Origin of the sequence: Photobacterium lipolyticum, from assembly GCF_003026475.1 — a bacterium.
Classification (GTDB): Bacteria; Pseudomonadota; Gammaproteobacteria; order Enterobacterales; family Vibrionaceae; genus Photobacterium; species Photobacterium lipolyticum.
In genome coordinates this window covers 13,268-33,300 of the sequence record NZ_PYMC01000028.1, presented here as the reverse complement: position 1 = coordinate 33,300, position 20,033 = coordinate 13,268, and the positions used below count along the sequence as shown (strand labels likewise).

The window sequence follows — 20,033 nt, the reverse complement described above, 5'->3', positions numbered from 1 at the left end:
CGATACGGCTCAATGATTTTTACTGATTTTCTGTTTCAACCGAAGTTGAAACGTAAATTGACTGTGCCAATATCATTCCTCTGCAGGAACCATATCGTTCGGTCACTCAGTTCATTGATAAATCTTTCGACGAATCATTTCACGAGTGCCCACACAGATTGCATGGTCAAATTGTTAAAGAACATACTGAGTGGTTACCGGCTTAAGTTGCCGTGCTCCGAGTCAGTGAGGCGGCATTATAGAGACTTCGATCACATTGGCAATAGCTTTTTTGAAAAAAAGTCATCAAAAACAACCAACCGAATAAAATACAAACAACAGCGCGTTATTTGGTTAAAATTTATCTTTAAAATTGCTTTTATCGGTTTGCCTGCTCTTCTACCAGAAACAAAAACACCTGCTTCAGATAGAAGCAGGTGTTTAAATAATGACAAGAGGTACTCAAACAGAGTTAACAGCTGTTATTGCTTCGCAACAATATGCCCATCTTCAGCCTCTATATTGATGATTTTCCCGGTCACCAATTTACCGGCCAGAATATCCTGCGCTAACGGGTTCTCAATATACTGCTGAATGGCGCGTTTCAGCGGACGCGCACCAAAGACAGGATCAAAACCCGCTTCAGCAATAAGCTCTAATGCACTTTCTTGCAAGTTAAGCACATAGTCTTTTTCTTCCAGACGTTTAATCAAACGTGCAATCTGAATATCTGCTATATGCTTGAGGTTTTCCTGACCTAATGGGTGGAAGACAACGGTTTCATCAACACGGTTAATAAACTCCGGACGGAAATGCTGGCCGACCACTTCCATTACAATATTTTTAATACCTTCGTAATCCAACTCACCAAAGTGCTCCTGAATACGATCAGAACCTAGGTTGGACGTCATGATAATGACACTATTACGAAAATCAACGGTGCGCCCCTGACCATCAGTCAGACGACCATCATCAAGCACCTGTAACAGAATATTGAAGACATCCGGGTGCGCTTTTTCCACTTCATCTAATAAAATGACTGAGTATGGGCGACGACGAACGGCTTCTGTCAAATACCCCCCTTCTTCATAGCCAACATAGCCGGGAGGTGCACCGACCAAACGCGCCACCGAGTGTTTCTCCATGAACTCCGACATATCGAGTCGAACCATATTATCTTCACTGTCAAACAGGAAGTTAGCCAGTGATTTACACAATTCTGTTTTACCGACCCCGGTAGGGCCTAAAAATATGAAGGAACCGATTGGGCGATTTGGATCAGATAACCCCGCACGGCTACGGCGGATGGCATTCGATACCGCCTCAACCGCTTCATTCTGCCCAATAACCCGCTTATGGAGTTCCTCTTCCATACGCAGTAACTTATCACGCTCACCTTCAAGCATTTTTGCCACAGGAATGCCGGTCTGGCGAGAAAGCACTTCTGCAATTTCAGCTTCTGTAACTTTATTTTTCAGCAGGCTCATTTCCTGCATTTCAGCTTGAGCTGCCAGATCCAGCTGTTTTTCCAGCGCAGGGATTTTACCGTATTGCAGCTCCGACATACGATTCAGATCACCAGCACGGCGGGCAATTTCCATATCGGTACGGGCTTGTTCCAGCTCGGACTTAATGTATTGCGTACCGGACAGGGCTGCTTTTTCAGCATTCCAAACTTCTTCCAGCTCGGCATAATCACGCTCTTTACTGTCGAGTTCTTTACACAGATCACTCAGACGCTTCTGACTGGCTTCATCGCTTTCTTTTACCAACGCCTGCTGTTCAATCTTGAGCTGGATGATACGGCGTTCCAATCGATCCAGGGATTCCGGCTTAGAATCAATCTGCATACGAATGCTCGATGCTGCCTCATCGATTAAGTCGATCGCTTTATCTGGCAACTGGCGATCTGAGACGTAGCGGTGAGACAACCTGGCTGCAGCGACAATTGCCGGATCGGTAATTTCTACATGGTGGTGCAACTCGTAACGCTCTTTCAAGCCACGTAATATGGCAATGGTATCTTCAACCGTCGGCTCATCCACCAGCACTTTCTGGAAACGACGCTCCAACGCTGCATCTTTCTCTATATACTTTCGATATTCGTCGAGGGTAGTCGCCCCCACGCAGTGTAATTCGCCTCGGGCCAACGCAGGCTTGAGCATATTGCCCGCATCCATTGATCCTTCGCCTTTACCCGCGCCAACCATGGTATGCAACTCATCAATGAATAAAATCACGCTGCCTTCTTCTTGAGAAAGCTCGTTTAACACCGATTTCAAACGCTCTTCAAATTCACCTCGAAATTTTGCACCGGCAATCAGTGCGCCCATATCAAGAGAAAGCACACGCTTATTACGTAATCCTTCAGGTACTTCACCGTTCACAATACGCTGAGCCAGCCCTTCAACGATGGCGGTTTTACCCACCCCTGGTTCGCCAATAATGACCGGGTTATTTTTAGTTCGGCGCTGAAGAACCTGAATCGTACGGCGGATCTCATCATCCCGACCAATAACAGGATCCAACTTTCCCTGCTCTGCACGCTCGGTCAGATCAATGGTGAACTTTTCTAAGGCCTGACGATTTTCTTCCGCATTTTGATCATCTACTTTTTGTCCGCCACGCACCTGATCAATCGCCTGTTCAATGTTTGCAGCTGTCAGCCCTGAATCTTTCAACAGCTTTCCGAGTGGCCCGTTGTCATCCACTGCAGCCAGAATAAACAATTCAGAAGAGATAAATTTATCTTTGCGTTTCTGTGCCAGCTTGTCGCACATGTTGAGTAAAATGCCCATGCCATGTGACAACTGAACGTCGCCGCCAATACCTGTTACTTTCGGTAAACGGTCAAGCAGCTCTGCCAGGCTGGAGCGCAATTGGGAGATATCGACATTCAGCATGGTCAGCAACGGGCGAATTGTGCTGCCATCCTGATTCAGTAACGCCACCATCAGGTGGGCGGGTTCGATATACTGATGGTCTCGCCCTAAAGCCAGCGATTGAGCATCAGAGATCGCCATTTGAAATTTGCTGGTAAATCGGTCAAGACGCATAAGTCCTCCCAGTATCCATAATAATTTTTCTACTATCAGTTATATGGATACTAGCAGAGAATTTTTCAAGCGTTACGACTAAGTAAGAGAGGGAATATTGGATAAAAAAGCGACGTTTTCACGTCGCTTTTTGAGGAAATCAAAATAGTATCAGTCGAGCCAAATCAAAGAGGCCTGACGCCCGGTAACGGGTTCTCGGCGATATGAATAAAACCGCTCCGGCTCGCTAAAGGTGCAATGTTCACCGCCATACACCAGAGTGACACCATATGAGTGCAAACGCTGGGTTGCTAACAGATAAAGATTTGCCAGCCACTTATCACCGTAAGCCACAAATGCCTGTTCGGCATTTGGATCCAGCGCCATAAACTGTTCCCGCACTTCGCCCCCGACTTCAAACGCGGTCGGACCAATTGCCGGGCCTAACCAGACCATGATTTCAGAAGAGGGTACTGAGAACTTTGCCAGTGCAGCGTCAATAATTCCACCCGCCAAACCACGCCAGCCAGCATGTACCGCTGCCACTTGGGTTCCGGCACGATCACACAGCAGCACGGGCAGACAATCTGCGGTCATGATTGCACAAGCCAGACCGGAACGCTGAGTATAACTGCCATCGGCATCAACTATCGCGCTCAGTGGTTTTTCCAGCTCGATGACTCGATTACTGTGGATCTGATTCAACCAGGCCGGAGCTAACGTTAACTCCAGCTCTTGCTGTAAGAAATCACGATTGTGCTGAACGTGTTCTACGTTATCCCCGACATGAAGCCCCAGATTAAACCCATCATATGGTCCAGCACTAAACCCACCCTTGCGAATGGTACTGACTGCTTTTACATTTTTGGGCGCAGGCCAGTCAGGAATAACCCACATCTTAGTACTCGTCGTCCTGATGTTCTTGCTTATCTTTACGCAGGATCTCAGCCATCGCCACAAAATCGCTCGGTAGCGGTGCATGCCATTCCATGATTTCCCCTGTCATCGGGTGCGCAAGACGTAACATACGTGCATGCAGAGCCTGACGATCAAAAGCACGCAGTGCCTGGATCAGTTCCGGAGAAGCATTACGTGGCGGACGCGGACGACCACCATATTGCAGATCGCCAACCAATGGGTGAGAAAGATATGCCATATGGACACGGATCTGGTGAGTACGACCCGTTTCGAGACGGAGCACAAGACGGGTATGCTCACGGAAATGCTCAGCAACACGATAATGGGTGATTGCAGGCTTACCTAATTCATGTACTGCCATACAGGTACGCTTGGTCGAATGGCGACCAATTGGCTTCTCTACCGTACCGCCACCCACCATTTTACCAATCGCAATAGCTTCATACTCACGGGTGATCTTACGTTTTTGCAACGCACGAACCAGACGCGTCTGTGACTGAATCGTCTTGGCAACGACCATCAGACCCGTGGTGTCTTTATCGAGACGGTGAACAATACCGGCACGAGGCACTTCAGCCAGTGCCGGACAATGGAAAAGCAATCCATTTAGCACGGTACCATCGGGGGTACCCGCACCTGGATGGACGACTAAATCACGCGGTTTGTTGATCACCAAAATATCATCATCTTCATAGACAATATTCAATGGGATATCTTGCGCGATCCAACGTTCTTCATCTTCGATGTCAGCGTTGACTACCAGTGCTTCGCCACCCATCATTTTTGCACGAGGCTTCTTGACGATTTCGCCATTGACTGAAACCATGCCATTTAAAATCCACTCTTTAATGCGCGAACGCGAATAATCTGGATATAATTCAGCAATAGTCTGATCAAGGCGCAGACCTAATTGGCTCTCATTTACTGTATTTGTTAACTCTATTTTCTGTGCCATAACGAACTTTTTCAAAAAGCGTGAGACTAATAGCCATACGCTGCGTAAAATAACCTAATAGTGTCATTGTATCTGTTAACGACTCAGACCGTAATGGATCACACAAATAAAATTTTTTATCAAGGAATCTGACGCCGCAATGAAACGCCTGACAATTACGACTCTTCTTGCCGTTGCCATTCTTTCAGGCTGTTCCAGCACTGAAGAAATTGTGCCTGATGTACCGCCATCAGAACTGTATACAACGGCTCAGCAAGCTTTGCAGAGTGGCAGCTGGACTACTGCCATCGAACGTTTAGAAACACTTGATTCACGCTACCCTTTTGGCGCGTACTCTGAGCAGGTACAACTAGATCTCATTTATGCCTATTACAAAAATGACGATTTGGCCTTAGGTGAAGCAACCATAGATCGATTCAACCGTTTAAATCCGGCGCATGAAAAAGCGGACTGGGTGCTATACATGCGTGGCCTGACCAACATGGCCCAGGATCGCAGCTTCATGCATGACGTATTCAGCATTGATCGTCATGATCGAGATCCTGAACCAGCACGCAAGGCATTCCGTGATTTCAAACGCTTGTTAGATCGTTATCCGGACAGCCAGTATGCCGCAGACTCCAAAGCTCGGATGATTTACCTGAAGAACCGCCTGGCTGACTATGAACTTGCTTCAGCCGACTTTTATATTCGCCGCGAAGCTTGGATTGCCGCCATTAACCGATGTCAGCAAATTCAGCGTTTATATCCGGATACCAAGGCTGCTCGTCAGTCACTGGAATTAATGCTGACCGCATATGAAGAGTTAGGTTTACAAGAACCTATCGAGAACACCCAAAAACTGATCGCCTTAAATCCGAACTGATCGGTTAAAAGCACCAAGCATACGTTCTAATAAGCAAACGGCAGCCTGATGGCTGCCGTTTTTGTATTCTTTGTTCTGTCAATGCCGCTGCAACTAGCTGTTCCCGACGCCGGAGAGGTCTCTAACACTTGGTTAAACTTCACCCAAACCATTGCTATAGTTCGAAAAAGTTCCCTAGTCAGCACAAGCCGCCAGTGTTTATGATTTCTTCATACTGCCTTAATCTTGAGGTGTTCGACAAGCACTTTATCCAAACTTTTTTATCACAAATAACACCCGGTCACAGAATGTTTCGAGTTATTCTTTTAAAAGCTAAAGTGTGAGACATGTCACATTATAACCTCTGAATTTTAGTAATCTGAAGTTAACCCAACAAAGGGTAGCAAAAGAGGAAAGATAATTATGACAGTAGAAATCACCGGTAAAAACATCGATATCACCCCTGCTATCCGTGAACGTATTGAATTTAAGTTTAAGAAGTTAGAAAAGTTTCAGGTACCACTGATCAGCAAACATGCCGTGATTAGTAAAGAACCAAGCAGAAAATTTAAAATCGAAGCATCCGCCGCCATTCCAGGAGGGAAAATTGTCGCCTCAGCGGAACACGATGACATGTATGGAGCGATTACCGAGCTTTATCAAAAGCTAGAACGCCAGCTAAAGAAACAGACACAAAAACCAGCAGCTCGCCGCGCCAGCCACTGTGAAAAACCTGAAGTTGCTGAAGAAGAAGTGGCAACAGAAGATGCAGACGCATAACGTCTAAGAGAGGAATTATAAACAGCCCCGCCAGTCGCGGGGCTGTTTTCGTTCAAATGTTAATTACTCTTGACAAGCCTAAGCTGGCTGAATAATGTTGAGTCATATTCACCACATAACTAAGCCATCACTACCATGCCAGTCATTCAGCTGTTTTTCTTTAGCTTCTTTTTTATGTCACCTTAACGGGGGCTTTTCGTTACGCTAGAAACAAGCTAAAGACGAATAGATAGCCTCCCACAAAGGGGGGCTTTTTTGTATTCGGCATCGGTAAAGACAAGATGAGATCAGACAGGGACTTACAATGACAGAGCAGCACTATTCACTTGATGATATTCGCAAGAATGTCAGTCGTATTGATAATGAGATTATCAAGCTGTTGGCCGAACGCCGCCAGCTGAGTTTGGAAGTCGCAAAGAGTAAAATAGAAACTGCAAAGCCTGTGCGCGATCAGGCCCGGGAGCAAGAGCTGCTCCTTCGCCTGATAGAGGCAGGCAAAGCCGAACAACTGGACTCACAGTACATAACCCAAATCTTCCACACTATTATTGAAGACTCCGTCCTGTTTCAACAGGCCTATTTGCAAAAGCTTACTAATCCTGACAGTCAGCAGCCCGTCGCCCGGGTCTCTTTCCTCGGCGCCAAGGGCTCCTATTCTCATCTGGCCAGTCGCAATTACTTCAGCCGCAAACAAACTCAACTGGTGGAAATAAGCTGCTCGACATTCCGCGATGTCATCAATGTGGTCGAAACCGGCAATGCCGATTACGGTGTGCTACCGATTGAGAACACGAGTTCTGGCTCAATCAATGAAGTTTACGATCTGCTGCAGCACACCAGCCTATCGATTGTGGGGGAAATCACCCAACCCATTGAACACTGCCTGCTAACAGCGGTTGATACCAATATTGCAAAGATCGATACCCTCTACTCTCATCCGCAACCTCACCAGCAATGCAGTGAATACCTGCACTCAATGGGCAATATTACCCAGGAGTACTGTTCAAGCACGGCTGAGGCCATGAAAAAAGTCGCTGAATTAAAGCAACCGAATGTTGCTGCGATTGGTAATGCTTCCAGTGGTGAACTTTATGGCTTGACGCCACTTAAGACCAATATTGCCAATCAGCATGAAAATTTTACCCGCTTTATCGTCGTTGCACGTAAACCTGTCGAAGTCACTCCTCTGATCCCGGCCAAAACGACGCTGATTATGTCAACGGCGCAGAAAGCCGGTTCGTTGGTGGAATGCTTATTGGTACTACGCAACCTGAACATCAATATGACAAAACTGGAATCACGTCCGGTTATTGGCAATCCTTGGGAAGAAATGTTCTATCTCGATGTCGAAGTGAACCTGAAATCTGACGTCATGCAGCAGGCACTGGAAGAGCTGACTCGCTTAACCCGCTTTATCAAAGCACTGGGCTGCTACCCAAGTGAAAATGTGAAGCCAACGGAAGTGGAAATCGAGGAATAAGTAGCGAGTACTTAATTACAGAAGTTTTGACCAGTTCAATCACAAAACATCGTCATTCCGTAAAGTGAGGAACGAACTTATACGGAATCTAAGGCGCACACGATCAGAGCTGGATCCCGGATATCTCGTACCTCGATTCCGGGATGACGGATTTAGGCTCTTCAACTATTCATAATTTATGTGAAAGAGTACCAGGTGCTAGGAAAAGGATGACGTTTGTTGATACTCAGTATCAAACTTTACCGCTCTTCCTAGTACCTTCATTTACTCGAGCCTAGCCCTTTTTGCCTCTATGCGTTGAATCGTTCGCCTGTCGGAGTAGCCCCTGGCTTTCGGTTAAAAAGTGCTGCGCATAATCCCCGAACCAATGCTCAACCTGATTAAACGCTTGGGTGAACGCTTCTTTATCCTGACGCTCCAGCATTTCAATCGCCTCACCAAAACGTTGGTGAAAACGCTTAATCATCGCCAGATTTTGCGGGGCAGACATAATAATATCGGCATATAACTGGGCATCCTGGGCAAACAAGCGCCCGACCATCGCCAGCTCCAGACGATAGATTGGCGAACTCAGCGATAACAGCAGTTCAAGCTGCGGATCTTCTTCGGCCAGATGCACACCATAGACAAATGAAGTGAAGTGGCGCAGAGCCTGAATTAAGGTCATACCCTGATCATGCTCAATCGCACTGATACGGTTTAATGTCGCCCCCCAAATCTGAATCTGCTCCAGTAGCCACTGGTAGCTTTCGGGATGACGGCCATCGCAATAGACAACCACCTGTTTAGCCAGGCTGGCAATATCGGGACCAAACATCGGGTGCAAACCAATCACCGGCCCGCGATGCACTTCCAGCATGGCTTGCAGCGGCCCGCTCTTAATGGAAGTCAGATCAGCGAGAATACAATCGTCAGGAAGATGATCTAACTTGGCAATAATTTGTTCAGTGAGGTTAATCGGCACCGACACAACGACCATTCCGGCATCTGCCAGGATGTCATCGGCACAATCCCAATCCTGACTCCCTAATTTACGAACCTGATAACCTGATAATTCAAATAAACGGCAGAATAACCCACCGAGCTGACCATACCCACCCACGACAACAATTGGGCGTAGCTCTGGCTTCAGGCATTTAAAGCCGGAGTCATTCTCGCTCGAATAGGACTCACGCATGGTACGGCGCAGAATATCTTCAATCAGATCGGGGGGAACCCCTTTATGCTCAGCTTCCTGGCGGCGTGAGGCCAGCATCGCCGCTTCACGGTCAGGCGCATAAATAGGCAAACCATGCTTGCTTTTTACATGACCGACTTCTTCTACCAATGCCAGACGACGAGCTAAAAGCTCAACCATCTGCTGATCAACATCATCGATTTGATCTCTTAACTTGCTCAGTTCAGCAACCATGATCTCTACTTATTCCACCTTTATTTAATACCGATTGGCATACCCATACTTGTCACCGCCAGCTCGCAGCTATGTCATTCAAGCGCCAAGCGAAAGCGCGCCTGCTGTGACCACTCTCTAAATGAGTACTTTCGATGGCGCTAATGAACGATATGCAATGAAATGGATCTGTTACCCTTCACAGCGTTCCTGCAAGAATGGGGCTAACTCCTGGTGAGCATGACGAAGTAAGGTTTCTGTCGCTTCCCAACTAATACATCCATCGGTGATCGACACCCCGTAAGCCATTTCTTCACGCCGTAAATCAGCACTCTGACTGCCTTCGTTTAAGTGACTCTCAATCATCAGACCAATGATCGACTTGTTGCCTTCACGGATTTGATGAATCACGTCTTCTGCCACAAGTGGCTGACGACGGTAGTCTTTTCTTGAGTTTGCATGGCTACAGTCTATCATTAAGGACGGTGAAAGGCCTGAAGCAATCATCTCGTTTTCACACTCAGTCACAGAGACTGAATCGTAGTTGGTCTGTTTACCACCACGCAGAATGACATGACCGTCCGGATTACCTTGGGTATTGAGTAATGCAACCTGACCTTCACGGTTGATCCCCATAAACCGGTGACCAGACGCGGCAGCTTGCATTGCATTAATCGCCGTTGCCAGGCTACCGTCGGTGCCATTTTTAAACCCCACTGGCATCGACAGGCCACTTGCCATTTCGCGGTGGGTTTGTGATTCCGTGGTTCGGGCACCAATGGCCGCCCAGCTGAACAAATCACCAAGATATTGCGGACTGATTGGATCCAATGCTTCGGTTGCCAGAGGAATACCCATTTCAACAAGATCGATCAGTAGTTGACGCGCAATATGCAGGCCATCTTCAATTTCAAAAGACCCATCAAGGTACGGGTCATTGATCAGTCCTTTCCAGCCCACCGTAGTACGCGGTTTTTCAAAGTAGACTCGCATCACAATATACAGTTGATCTTTGAGCTCTTCGGACAGCTGCTTTAACTTCACGGCATAAGTTTTTGCCGCTTCAATATCATGAATTGAACATGGGCCGCAGACCACCAGCACACGGTGATCACGTTTATGGGTGATGTCTGCAATGATCTGGCGTGACTGACGGATAAAACTCAAAGCCTCGTCACTCACTGGCAGTTTATTTTTCAACTGCTGCGGGGTGATCAATACGCGCTCATCTTGAATGTGAATGTTATTCAGCTGGTCTTTTTGCATGTCGGCTTCCCTGTCATCGTGATTCTGCTAGCAGGTGGTTGCGGCCGACCTGACTACCGTATATTTGAAAAGTAAAACAGGTTTGCCCTGTTATTCTGGCTCAACCATAACAAGGAATTTCGACTCCTTGCAAGTGGGTGTAAAGAAAAAACACCGCATGTAAACTTATATTTACATCAAATTCCACTTGGGTTATCAACACAAACCCAGATACCCTAGTGACAGAGCTCATCTATTTCACAGATTCATCATGGAACTGATTTTTTCCCTATTACAGCAACTCAGCGTCTACTTGGTCATTGCTTACTTACTAAGTAAAACCCCGCTGTTTATGCCAATTACTACCGTTTCTGGCCGCTTATCGCAGCGATTTTCCTGCTATGTGCTGTTTTCCCTTTTCTGTATTTTAGGCACTTACTTTGGCCTGAATATTGAGGATGCCATTGCCAATACCCGAGCCATTGGTGCCGTCATGGGGGGATTACTCGGCGGGCCGTTCGTTGGCTTTGCGGTTGGTCTGACCGGCGGGTTACACCGCTATGGCATGGGCGGGTTTACCGACGTTGCCTGTGCCATTTCAACGACAACCGAAGGGGTACTGGGCGGTTTATTACACAGCTACTATGTCCGGCGCGGTCAGGTTGATCAGCTGTATAAACCGTTTGTGGTATTTACCATTACCTTAGTTGCTGAAATCATCCAGATGTTTATTATTCTGATCGTGGCGAAACCCTATGATCAGGCGCTGCATCTGGTCAGTGCTATCGCCTTGCCGATGGTTATTGCCAACTCGGTCGGGGCTGCGCTCTTTATGAGTATCATTCGGGATCGTAAAACTATCTATGAAAAATACTCTGCGGCCTTTTCAAGCCTGGCCTTAAAAATTGCCCAGCGTTCGGTGGGTATTCTCAGCCAGGGATTCAACCAGGAAAACACCAAACAGATAGCCCGAATTGTCTATGAAGAAACTGGCGTCGGCGCTGTTGCCATTACAGATCGGGATAAAATTCTCGCCTTTATTGGTATCGGTGATGACCACCACCTGCCAGGCACCCCAATCTCTTCAGGTTACACCCGCCGTGCCATTGATAACGGTGAACTGGTCTATGCTGATGGTTATGAGATGCCTTATAGCTGTTCCCTGCATGAAAAATGCCCATTGGGCTCAGCCTTGGTGATCCCGTTGATGGGAGGTAACAACGATGTGCTGGGTACCATTAAACTCTATGAGCCTAAGCGTAAACTATTTTCTACCGTCAATCTGACACTCGGTGAAGGGATTGCAAAACTACTTTCTAATCAAATACTAACTGGACGTTATATTCAACAGCAAACCCTGCTGACCCAAGCAGAGTTACGCTTGCTGCAAGCGCAGGTTAATCCGCACTTCTTGTTCAATGCGCTCAATACCATTAACGCCGTAATACGCCGGGATCCGGATAAAGCCCGAGAACTTATCCAACACCTGTCTCAGTTTTTCCGGCGTAATTTAAAACAGAACATCGAAACCGTTACCATAGAAGAAGAACTGCACCATATTCACTCCTATTTAGAAATTGAACTGGCACGTTTTTCTGATCGCCTTGATGTTGAAATCGCCGTTGAGCCAGGGTTATTGGCGATACAGGTACCGACCTTTACGCTGCAGCCTCTGGTTGAAAATGCCATTAAACACGGTACATCGTCACTGCTGGAAAATGGTAAAATTATTATTCGCGGCTATTCACAAAACGGACAGATCATTTTAACGGTGAAAGACAATGCCGGTAACTATCGTTCAGACAGCGAAGAAATCGGGCTGGGAATGAAAATAGTCGATAAGCGACTGAAAAATATGTTTGGTGAGCAATACGGCCTGACCATGAGCTGCCAGCGAGATGCGTGGACTCAGGCAATCATTACTCTACCGGCAGATAAAGCGGTGTCCGCAGAGCAGAAGAAACGAGACCAATAGAAAACAACGCCATACCAATGGAGAAGCGGCATAACAATGGGGAAAAACAACATGATTAAGGCATTGGTCATTGACGATGAACGGTATGCGCGAGAAGAGTTAATCGACTTGCTGCATGATACTGGCGACATTGAAGTTATCGGCAACTGCAACAACGCCATTGAAGGGCTCAAAAAAATCAATGCACTGAAACCTGATGTGATTTTTCTCGATATTCAAATGCCGCAAATCACCGGAATTGAAATGCTCAGCATGCTCGATCCCGAGACCATGCCGAAGGTGGTTTTTGTCACCGCCTACGATGAATATGCCCTCAAAGCCTTCGAAGACAATGCTTTCGATTATCTGCTCAAGCCGATTGAAGTGGCCCGTTTAAACAAAACCATTCATCGGTTAAAGCGAGAATGTGAAGCCAAAGATTACTCACCTTTGGTGGCGGAAATGCTGGAACTGATCCCCTGCACGGGCCATAACCGTATTTTGCTGCTCCGCCCTACGGAAATTGAACTTGCTTTTTCAGATCTGTCTGGGGTGCACATTGTCAGTACTGAAACCACAGCAACAACTCAGCTGACCTTGAAGGTATTAGAAGAAAAAACCCCGTTGATCCGTTGCCATCGCCAGTACCTGATCCACCCGCAAGCGATCCGAGAAATAAAATTGCTGGAAAATGGGCTGGCAGAAATTACCACGTTGCATGGCCATCAGGTTCCTGTCAGTCGCCGCTACCTGAAAGAACTCAAAGATCGTTATGGTTTAAGCTAACCCGAACAGAAAGGCAGTTGACAGCTAACTAATTGATAAATAACGAACTATTTATTTGCCCGTTTTTGTGTTTTGCTATCTCAACGGCAAGAAGCCTGAACGTCAGCTGACTGAGTAAAACCACTTAACCGCCCCATCGACCATTCGCCCCGCCATATAACCGCTCGCTGTTTTACCCCGTGCATCTGTGCCCGGGCGCTTTAAGATGACAGCTGTAAACAAATCCAAAACATCACAGCGAGATAATATTATGACTTGGTTCTTACTCTGCGTGGCTGCACTGGTAGGTGGTTACTTTATCTACGGTGCTTTTATTGAAAAAGTATTTGGTATAAATGAAAAACGCCAGACACCGGCTTACAGCAAACAAGACGGCGTTGACTACGTGCCAATGTCAAACAAAAAAGTTTACCTGGTACAGCTGCTGAATATTGCCGGTGTCGGGCCAATCTTCGGTCCGATCATGGGGGCCTTATACGGTCCGGCCGCAATGCTATGGATTGTTTTGGGTTGTATCTTTGCCGGCGCGGTACACGATTACTTCTCTGGCATGCTATCAATACGCAACGACGGCGCTTCAGTACCGACAATTACCGGTCGCTACCTGGGCAACGGTGCAAAACACTTTATGAATATTTTTGCTATCGTACTGTTGCTATTGGTTGGTGTGGTCTTCGTATCAGCTCCGGCAGGCATGATCACGAATCTGGTTAACGAGCAGACCGGTATGGGTCTGTCGATGACAACCATGGTGGTGATTATCTTTGCTTACTACATCATCGCAACGATTGTACCTGTTGATAAAATCATTGGTCGCTTCTACCCGCTGTTCGGCGCCCTGTTAATTTTCATGTCTGTTGGTCTGATCACCGCGATTGCCTTCTCCAGTGAGCACACGCTACTTGGTGACTACGAGATGAGCCAGATGTTCACCAACATGAACCCGAACGATCTGCCACTATGGCCTGCCCTATTCATCACTATCGCCTGCGGTGCTATTTCGGGTTTCCACGCGACTCAGTCTCCTCTGATGGCACGTTGCATGGAAAATGAAAAGAACGGCCGTTTTGTTTTTTACGGTGCAATGATTGGTGAAGGTGTTATCGCGCTGATCTGGTGTGCACTGGCACTGTCTTTCTTCGGCTCTGTTGAAGCACTGTCTGAAGCCGTTTCCAACGGTGGTCCGGGCAGCGTGGTTTACAATTCATCTATCGGCCTATTGGGTGTGTTTGGTGGTATTGTGGCTTTCCTTGGTGTGGTTATCCTGCCTATTACGTCTGGTGACACCGCATTCCGCTCAAGCCGTCTTATCCTGGCTGAATACTTCAACATGGAACAGAAATCGCTGCGTAACCGCCTGCTAATGGCACTGCCTCTGTTTATTCTCGGCGGTATCCTAACTCAGGTTGATTTCGGTATTATCTGGCGCTATTTCGGTTTTGCGAACCAGTCGACGGCAGTCATGATGCTGTGGACAGCGTCGGCTTACCTGCTGCGTCACAACAAGTTTCACTGGGTAGCTACCGTTCCTGCGTTGTTCATGACCACGGTATGTATTACCTTCATTCTGAACAACAGCCAGCTAGGTTTCGGCCTGCCGATGGTGGTTTCAACGGCTACCGGTGTTATCGCGGCCCTGGCTATAATGACATTTGTGATTAAGAGATCGAAAGGCAAAGGTGAAACAGATCTTGCTGATGAAGAAAGTAAAGGCAAGCTGGAAACGGCATAACTGCTCTCGCCTCTAAGCTGCCGCTTACTTTGAACCAGTCCTTCGGGGCTGGTTTTTTTATAACAAAGCGCGGTCCTATTTTCGCTGACGTTTGAACTGGTTCTGGGGGGGCTGGGGTTCTGGCGTTCTGGCGTTCTGGCGTTCTGGCGTTCTGGCGTTCTGGCGTTCTGGCGTTCTGGCGTTCTGGCGTTCTGGCGTTCTGGCGTTCTGGCGTTCTGGCGTTCTGGCGTTCTGGCGTTCTGGCAGAAGTCTGATTTTTCAGCTTCAGGATGTCGAATCTTTTTGTTATTTCCTAGGGCCAGGATCGCTTTCATCTCATAAAAAAAGCCCACCTTTCGGTGGGCTTTCTCAATAAACGTCATACGTTTAAGATTACTTGCGAACAAGTTTCTCTTTGATACGTGCTGCTTTACCAGAACGCTCACGTAGGTAGTACAGTTTGGCACGACGTACTAGACCACGACGCTTAACAGTAATGCTTTCAACGATTGGAGAGTGAGTTTGGAACGCACGCTCAACGCCTTCGCCGTTCGAGATCTTACGAACAGTGAATGCAGAATGTAGACCACGGTTACGCTTAGCGATAACCACGCCTTCGAACGCCTGTAGACGCTCACGGTCACCTTCTTTTACTTTAACCTGAACGACAACAGTGTCACCAGGTGCAAAAGTTGGTAGGTCTTGTTTAAGTTGCTCGTCTTCGAGCTGCTTGATGATGTTACTCATTGGTATACCCTAGAATAAACTGATACTAAATTAATTAATTGCTTGCTTTATATTCGCGAATAAATTCCGCGAGCAAGAATTCCTGATCGTCAGTCAGAGCTAGGTTTTCCAGGAGCTCTGGTCTTCTAAGCCAAGTACGGCCTAACGATTGTTTTAATCGCCAGCGGCTAATATCCTTATGGTTACCCGACATCAGTACCTTAGGTACTTCCTGCCCGTCTAACACATCGGGACGCGTGTAATGTGGACAATCTAACAAACCATTTGCAAAAGAATCTTCTTCTGCTGACGCAAAGTCACCCAGTACGCCCGGCACAAACCGAACGACTGCATCAACTAAGGTCATGGCTGGCAATTCGCCCCCAGTCAGCACAAAATCCCCAATAGACCATTCTTCGTCTACCTCTTGTTGGATAATGCGCTCATCTATCCCTTCATAACGGCCACAAATAAGAATCAGGTTCTCATTTTGTGCCAGTTCCTCAACGCCCGCTTGATCAAGCTTACGGCCCTGAGGTGAAAGATAAATCACTTTAGCCTTACCTTTAGCAGACTGCTTGGCAGCATGAATGGCATCGCGCAAGGGCTGCACCATCATTAACATACCAGGTCCGCCACCGTATGGACGATCATCTACCGTACGGTGTTTGTCGTGCGTAAAATCACGAGGATTCCACGTTTCGACAGATAAAAGGCCTTTTTTTACCGCCTGACCTGTTACCCCAAAATTGGTAATGGCACCGAACATTTCAGGAAAAAGGCTGATCACACCAACCCACATGTGTTCGCTCGCTATATTACCAGAGGTTAAAATCCAGGATCCCAGTCAACTTCGATCCGCTGAGCAGTGCGATCAATCGACTTGATGACCTGCTCATCGAGGAACGGAATTAATCGTTCCTTTTGTCCAAAAGCATCTTTCAGGTTAGCTTTCACAACCAATACATCGTTTGACCCTGTTTCCAGGACGTCTGTTACTTTACCCAGGTCGTAACCTTCGGTTGTGAAAACAGACATGCCATACAATTCGCGCCAGTAGAATTCTTCATCTGACAACGCTGGCAGTTGATCGGCATGTACAGCGACCTCAGCGTTAGTGAACAGTTGTGCATCCTCGCGGATGTCCAGGCCCTCTAACTTAGCCACCATGCCCTGACCATGCTTTTTCCAGGATTCAATCTGGATTGGCTTCCATTCACCTTTGACTTTAATAAGCCAAGGTTGATAGGAGAAAATACTTTCAGACTGTTCAGTGTAGGAAAAAACCTTGAGCCAACCCTTGATACCGTAGGTGGCACCCAGTTTACCGACAACAACTAAGTCTTGGTTTTGTGAGCTCATAGTTCTCTATTTCTACCTGATATAGCTAATTAAGCTGCTTTAGAAGCGTCTTTGATTAGCTTAGCTGCGCGGTCAGACACAGCTGCGCCTTGACCAACCCAGTGATTTACACGGTCTAGGTCTAGACGTAGACGCTCTTCCTGACCCTTAGCTAGCGGGTTGAAGAAACCGATTTTTTCGATGTTACGACCGTCGCGTGCGCAACGAGAATCAGCAACAACGATTTGGTAAAATGGACGCTTCTTAGCGCCGTGACGTGCCAAACGAATGGTAACCATATCGTCCTCTTTAGTTTTGCATTACTGTAAATAAAATCGGCCCCGTCTCAAAAAAACGGGGCCCGTGCCAAAAAATAAAGCCTCGGAATTTTACTCTTTGGGCGGATGAATGCAACAGCTTTAGCTATTTTTTCACCAGCTAAATAAAAATAAAAGATCAAACCCGATAAAAATGAACAACTTAACGCCCTGGGAACATACCTCCACCCGGCATCATCCCCTTCATATTACGCATCATGTTCTTCATTCCACCCTTTTGCATTTTCTTCATCATCTTTTGCATCTGGGTAAATTGTTTCAGTAGGCGGTTAACATCTTGCACCTGGGTACCAGAACCCATAGCAATACGCTTCTTACGTGAGCCCTTAATAATATCAGGACGCGCACGCTCGCCTTTGGTCATGGAATTAATAATAGCTTCCATTTGCAGGAACATCCGGTCATCAACCTGACCTTTTACATTATCAGGTAGTTGAGACATGCCGGGCAGTTTATCCATCATGCCCATCATGCCGCCCATGTTCTTCATCTGCTGAAGCTGGCCGCGGAAGTCTTCAAGATCAAAACCTTTCTTCTCTTTAAACTTTTTCGCAAGCTCTTCGGCTTTACTCTTATCAACATTACGCTCTAGATCTTCGATAAGAGACAGTACGTCCCCCATACCTAAGATTCGTGATGCAACACGGTTCGGGTGGAACGGTTCTAGTGCGTCAGTTTTTTCACCGACCCCCAAGAATTTAATCGGCTTACCGGTAATGTGGCGAACGGATAACGCCGCACCACCACGTGCATCACCATCAACCTTCGTCAGGATCACACCGGTTAGTGGCAGCGCATCGTTAAAGGCTTTCGCGGTATTGGCCGCATCCTGACCGGTCATGGCATCAACCACGAACAAGGTTTCAACTGGATTTGCTGCAGCGTGGACGTCTTTGATCTCGTCCATCATGACATCATCGACATGCAGACGACCTGCAGTATCGACAATAACAACATCGTAGAACTTCAGCTTACCGTGACCCACAGCCGCGTTAACGATATCAACCGGCTTTTGATCGGCTGAAGACGGGAAGAAATCGATACCAACATCGTTTGCCAGTGTTTCTAGCTGTTTGATCGCCGCCGGGCGGTAAACATCGGCAGAAACAACCAGAACCTTTTTCTTCTCACGCTCTTTGAGTACTTTACCTAACTTACCGACACTGGTGGTTTTACCCGCCCCTTGCAGACCGGCCATCAAGATAACCGCTGGCGGCTGGCAAGCGAGGTTCAGCGCTTCATTGGATTCACCCATAACCATTTCAAGCTCAGCCTGAACGATTTTGATGAACTCCTGACCCGGGGTCAGACTTTTAGAGACTTCCGTACCGACAGCGCGCTCTTTTACGCGCTTGACGAACTCACGTACAACAGGAAGCGCAACATCAGCTTCGAGTAACGCCATGCGTACTTCACGCAGCGTATCTTTGATGTTGTCGTCCGTTAGGCGACCACGGCCGCTGACATTCTTAAGCGTTCGCGATAAACGCTCCGTTAAATTTTCGAACATGTGCTACTCGCTCGTTACGCAACTAATAATAGTACTGCTTCACATAGATTATATGTGGGTGATATAGGCTAGTATACCGCAATCCTGCATCTGCTTTCATGTATAGATAGCGACTCTTGTTTGAGCAGGGTATAATTGCGCCTTCTAACCATCTTAACTAGTTACCAGTTTACTATGGATATGTTGATTGCCTTAATGGCTGCTTGTTTTTATTTTCTCGCTTTGGGTCTGGTTGTTCCAGGCTTAACCAATAGTAATGGTATTAAAATCAAGCCGGTCTTTTTTTCAGCCTTAGTGGCGATTGCGTTACATATTCTACTGTTAAAAGATTTAATACTGGGAGGCCAGGGCCAGAACCTAAGCATACTGAATGTCGCGTCGCTGATCAGCTTGATCATCGCAACGTTAACGACATTTGCAATGTTACGTATGCGCGTATGGTTTCTTCTCCCCATCATATACAGCTTTGCCGCAATTAACTTATCGGCAGCTACGCTATTACCTGGCGCCTTTATTACCCATTTAGAAGCCCAGCCGCAAGTCTTGCTGCATATTTCTCTGGCCTTATTCTCATATTCGACCTTAATGATCGCAACCTTATATGCCATTCAACTCGCTTGGTTAGATCATAAATTAAAAACCAAAAAAAGCCTGCAGATTAATCCGAACATACCGCCTTTAATGATGGTCGAAAGGCAGCTTTTCAAGATCATTCTGGTTGGCAATGCATTACTAACGGTGACCTTGATAACTGGCTTGATCTTTATTCAGGACATGCTGGCGCAGGGGAAAACCCATAAAGCGGTGTTGTCACTGTTGGCTTGGGTAGTCTACAGTACTTTGCTTTGGGGCCACTACCATCGCGGCTGGCGCGGCCGCAGGGTCGTCTGGTTCAGCATGGTAGGTGCTTTTTTACTGACCCTTGCCTACTTTGGCAGTCGTTTTGTTAAAGAAATCATTATCGGCGGATAAAAACACCTCGTTGCAACTAACTTCTCATTGACACTCATACTCAAATGAGTACAACTATATTTTAACAGA

Annotated in this window: 18 protein-coding genes and 1 other annotated feature; of the genes, 8 read left to right on the top strand and 10 right to left on the bottom strand. The window is 47.0% G+C overall.

Going from position 1 to position 20,033, the window contains the following annotated elements; genetic code table 11:
• Window positions 1–461: 461 nt before the first annotated feature.
• From clpB to rluD, 3 genes are all read right to left on the bottom strand, one after another.
• Window positions 462–3,035, bottom strand: a complete 2,574-nt coding sequence (clpB, locus tag C9I89_RS21650) for an ATP-dependent chaperone ClpB (RefSeq protein ID WP_107285402.1) — start codon at window positions 3,033–3,035, stop codon at window positions 462–464.
• A gap of 150 nt (window positions 3,036–3,185) precedes the next feature.
• The gene (pgeF, locus tag C9I89_RS21645) at window positions 3,186–3,911 is read right to left on the bottom strand and encodes a peptidoglycan editing factor PgeF (protein ID WP_107285401.1); all 726 of its coding nucleotides are present in this window, start codon (window positions 3,909–3,911) and stop codon (window positions 3,186–3,188) included.
• Window position 3,912: 1 nt separating this feature from the next.
• The gene (gene rluD, locus C9I89_RS21640; RefSeq protein WP_107285400.1) at window positions 3,913–4,887 is read right to left on the bottom strand and encodes a 23S rRNA pseudouridine(1911/1915/1917) synthase RluD; all 975 of its coding nucleotides are present in this window, start codon (window positions 4,885–4,887) and stop codon (window positions 3,913–3,915) included.
• Between the two features lie 139 nt (window positions 4,888–5,026).
• Between rluD and bamD the strand changes: the two genes are divergently transcribed.
• From bamD to pheA, 3 genes are all read left to right on the top strand, one after another.
• Complete coding sequence (gene bamD / locus C9I89_RS21635) at window positions 5,027–5,752, top strand: outer membrane protein assembly factor BamD (RefSeq protein WP_107285399.1); 726 nt, start codon at window positions 5,027–5,029, stop codon at window positions 5,750–5,752.
• Window positions 5,753–6,154: 402 nt separating this feature from the next.
• On the top strand, window positions 6,155–6,511 hold the full coding sequence (hpf, locus tag C9I89_RS21630; protein WP_107285398.1) for a ribosome hibernation-promoting factor, HPF/YfiA family: 357 nt from the start codon (window positions 6,155–6,157) through the stop codon (window positions 6,509–6,511).
• A 137-nt stretch (window positions 6,512–6,648) separates the two neighbouring features.
• Window positions 6,649–6,771 (top strand) — a sequence feature (Phe leader region).
• Between the two features lie 44 nt (window positions 6,772–6,815).
• Window positions 6,816–7,991, top strand: coding sequence for a prephenate dehydratase (gene pheA / locus C9I89_RS21625; protein WP_107285397.1), 1,176 nt, complete (start codon window positions 6,816–6,818; stop codon window positions 7,989–7,991).
• A gap of 274 nt (window positions 7,992–8,265) precedes the next feature.
• Here the strand turns inward: pheA and tyrA are convergent, their stop codons facing one another.
• Window positions 8,266–9,402 carry a bifunctional chorismate mutase/prephenate dehydrogenase gene (gene tyrA / locus C9I89_RS21620; RefSeq protein WP_107285396.1) on the bottom strand — a complete coding sequence of 379 codons (1,137 nt, stop codon included), beginning with the start codon at window positions 9,400–9,402 and terminating at the stop codon, window positions 8,266–8,268.
• Between the two features lie 171 nt (window positions 9,403–9,573).
• Window positions 9,574–10,647 (bottom strand): 3-deoxy-7-phosphoheptulonate synthase, encoded by a 1,074-nt coding sequence (locus tag C9I89_RS21615; RefSeq protein WP_107285395.1) that lies wholly within the window; start codon window positions 10,645–10,647, stop codon window positions 9,574–9,576.
• Between the two features lie 250 nt (window positions 10,648–10,897).
• Here C9I89_RS21615 and C9I89_RS21610 point away from each other — a divergent pair, with 250 nt between their 5' ends.
• The 4 genes from C9I89_RS21610 (at window position 10,898) to C9I89_RS21595 (ending at window position 15,453) form a co-directional block, all read left to right on the top strand.
• Entirely contained in the window at window positions 10,898–12,601 is a 1,704-nt protein-coding gene (locus C9I89_RS21610; protein WP_107285394.1) for a sensor histidine kinase, read from the top strand.
• Window positions 12,602–12,652: 51 nt separating this feature from the next.
• On the top strand, window positions 12,653–13,366 hold the full coding sequence (gene btsR, locus C9I89_RS21605; RefSeq protein WP_107285406.1) for a two-component system response regulator BtsR: 714 nt from the start codon (window positions 12,653–12,655) through the stop codon (window positions 13,364–13,366).
• 250 nt (window positions 13,367–13,616) lie between these two features.
• On the top strand, window positions 13,617–15,098 hold the full coding sequence (locus C9I89_RS21600) for a carbon starvation CstA family protein (protein WP_107285405.1): 1,482 nt from the start codon (window positions 13,617–13,619) through the stop codon (window positions 15,096–15,098).
• A 91-nt stretch (window positions 15,099–15,189) separates the two neighbouring features.
• On the top strand, window positions 15,190–15,453 hold the full coding sequence (locus C9I89_RS21595) for a hypothetical protein (protein ID WP_107285393.1): 264 nt from the start codon (window positions 15,190–15,192) through the stop codon (window positions 15,451–15,453).
• Window positions 15,454–15,470: 17 nt separating this feature from the next.
• Here C9I89_RS21595 and rplS read toward each other — a convergent pair whose 3' ends face one another.
• The 5 genes from rplS to ffh form a co-directional block, all read right to left on the bottom strand.
• Window positions 15,471–15,824 (bottom strand): 50S ribosomal protein L19, encoded by a 354-nt coding sequence (gene rplS / locus C9I89_RS21590; RefSeq protein ID WP_107285392.1) that lies wholly within the window; start codon window positions 15,822–15,824, stop codon window positions 15,471–15,473.
• A gap of 34 nt (window positions 15,825–15,858) precedes the next feature.
• The gene (gene trmD, locus C9I89_RS21585; RefSeq protein ID WP_107285391.1) at window positions 15,859–16,605 is read right to left on the bottom strand and encodes a tRNA (guanosine(37)-N1)-methyltransferase TrmD; all 747 of its coding nucleotides are present in this window, start codon (window positions 16,603–16,605) and stop codon (window positions 15,859–15,861) included.
• Window positions 16,606–16,631: 26 nt separating this feature from the next.
• Entirely contained in the window at window positions 16,632–17,165 is a 534-nt protein-coding gene (gene rimM / locus C9I89_RS21580; protein ID WP_107285390.1) for a ribosome maturation factor RimM, read from the bottom strand.
• Between the two features lie 29 nt (window positions 17,166–17,194).
• Entirely contained in the window at window positions 17,195–17,443 is a 249-nt protein-coding gene (rpsP, locus tag C9I89_RS21575; protein WP_107285389.1) for a 30S ribosomal protein S16, read from the bottom strand.
• Between the two features lie 181 nt (window positions 17,444–17,624).
• The gene (ffh, locus tag C9I89_RS21570) at window positions 17,625–18,992 is read right to left on the bottom strand and encodes a signal recognition particle protein (protein WP_107285388.1); all 1,368 of its coding nucleotides are present in this window, start codon (window positions 18,990–18,992) and stop codon (window positions 17,625–17,627) included.
• Between the two features lie 174 nt (window positions 18,993–19,166).
• On the opposite strand from ffh, the gene C9I89_RS21565 reads away from it, so the two are divergent.
• Entirely contained in the window at window positions 19,167–19,964 is a 798-nt protein-coding gene (locus tag C9I89_RS21565) for a cytochrome C assembly family protein (RefSeq protein WP_107285387.1), read from the top strand.
• The last annotated feature ends 69 nt before the right edge of the window (window positions 19,965–20,033 follow it).

Bases quoted from the DNA above. Each gene is read 5' to 3' on its own strand.
- trmD (WP_107285391.1), bottom strand. From the start codon at position 16,605: ATGTGGGTTGGTGTGATCAGCCTTTTTCCTGAAATGTTCGGTGCCATT.
- tyrA (WP_107285396.1), bottom strand. From the start codon at position 9,402: ATGGTTGCTGAACTGAGCAAGTTAAGAGATCAAATCGATGATGTTGAT.
- C9I89_RS21615 (WP_107285395.1), bottom strand. From the start codon at position 10,647: ATGCAAAAAGACCAGCTGAATAACATTCACATTCAAGATGAGCGCGTA.
- clpB (WP_107285402.1), bottom strand. From the start codon at position 3,035: ATGCGTCTTGACCGATTTACCAGCAAATTTCAAATGGCGATCTCTGAT.
- C9I89_RS21565 (WP_107285387.1), top strand. From the start codon at position 19,167: ATGGATATGTTGATTGCCTTAATGGCTGCTTGTTTTTATTTTCTCGCT.
- rplS (WP_107285392.1), bottom strand. From the start codon at position 15,824: ATGAGTAACATCATCAAGCAGCTCGAAGACGAGCAACTTAAACAAGAC.
- bamD (WP_107285399.1), top strand. From the start codon at position 5,027: ATGAAACGCCTGACAATTACGACTCTTCTTGCCGTTGCCATTCTTTCA.
- pgeF (WP_107285401.1), bottom strand. From the start codon at position 3,911: ATGTGGGTTATTCCTGACTGGCCTGCGCCCAAAAATGTAAAAGCAGTC.
- C9I89_RS21610 (WP_107285394.1), top strand. From the start codon at position 10,898: ATGGAACTGATTTTTTCCCTATTACAGCAACTCAGCGTCTACTTGGTC.
- hpf (WP_107285398.1), top strand. From the start codon at position 6,155: ATGACAGTAGAAATCACCGGTAAAAACATCGATATCACCCCTGCTATC.
- ffh (WP_107285388.1), bottom strand. From the start codon at position 18,992: ATGTTCGAAAATTTAACGGAGCGTTTATCGCGAACGCTTAAGAATGTC.
- rpsP (WP_107285389.1), bottom strand. From the start codon at position 17,443: ATGGTTACCATTCGTTTGGCACGTCACGGCGCTAAGAAGCGTCCATTT.
- C9I89_RS21600 (WP_107285405.1), top strand. From the start codon at position 13,617: ATGACTTGGTTCTTACTCTGCGTGGCTGCACTGGTAGGTGGTTACTTT.
- pheA (WP_107285397.1), top strand. From the start codon at position 6,816: ATGACAGAGCAGCACTATTCACTTGATGATATTCGCAAGAATGTCAGT.
- rimM (WP_107285390.1), bottom strand. From the start codon at position 17,165: ATGAGCTCACAAAACCAAGACTTAGTTGTTGTCGGTAAACTGGGTGCC.
- rluD (WP_107285400.1), bottom strand. From the start codon at position 4,887: ATGGCACAGAAAATAGAGTTAACAAATACAGTAAATGAGAGCCAATTA.
- btsR (WP_107285406.1), top strand. From the start codon at position 12,653: ATGATTAAGGCATTGGTCATTGACGATGAACGGTATGCGCGAGAAGAG.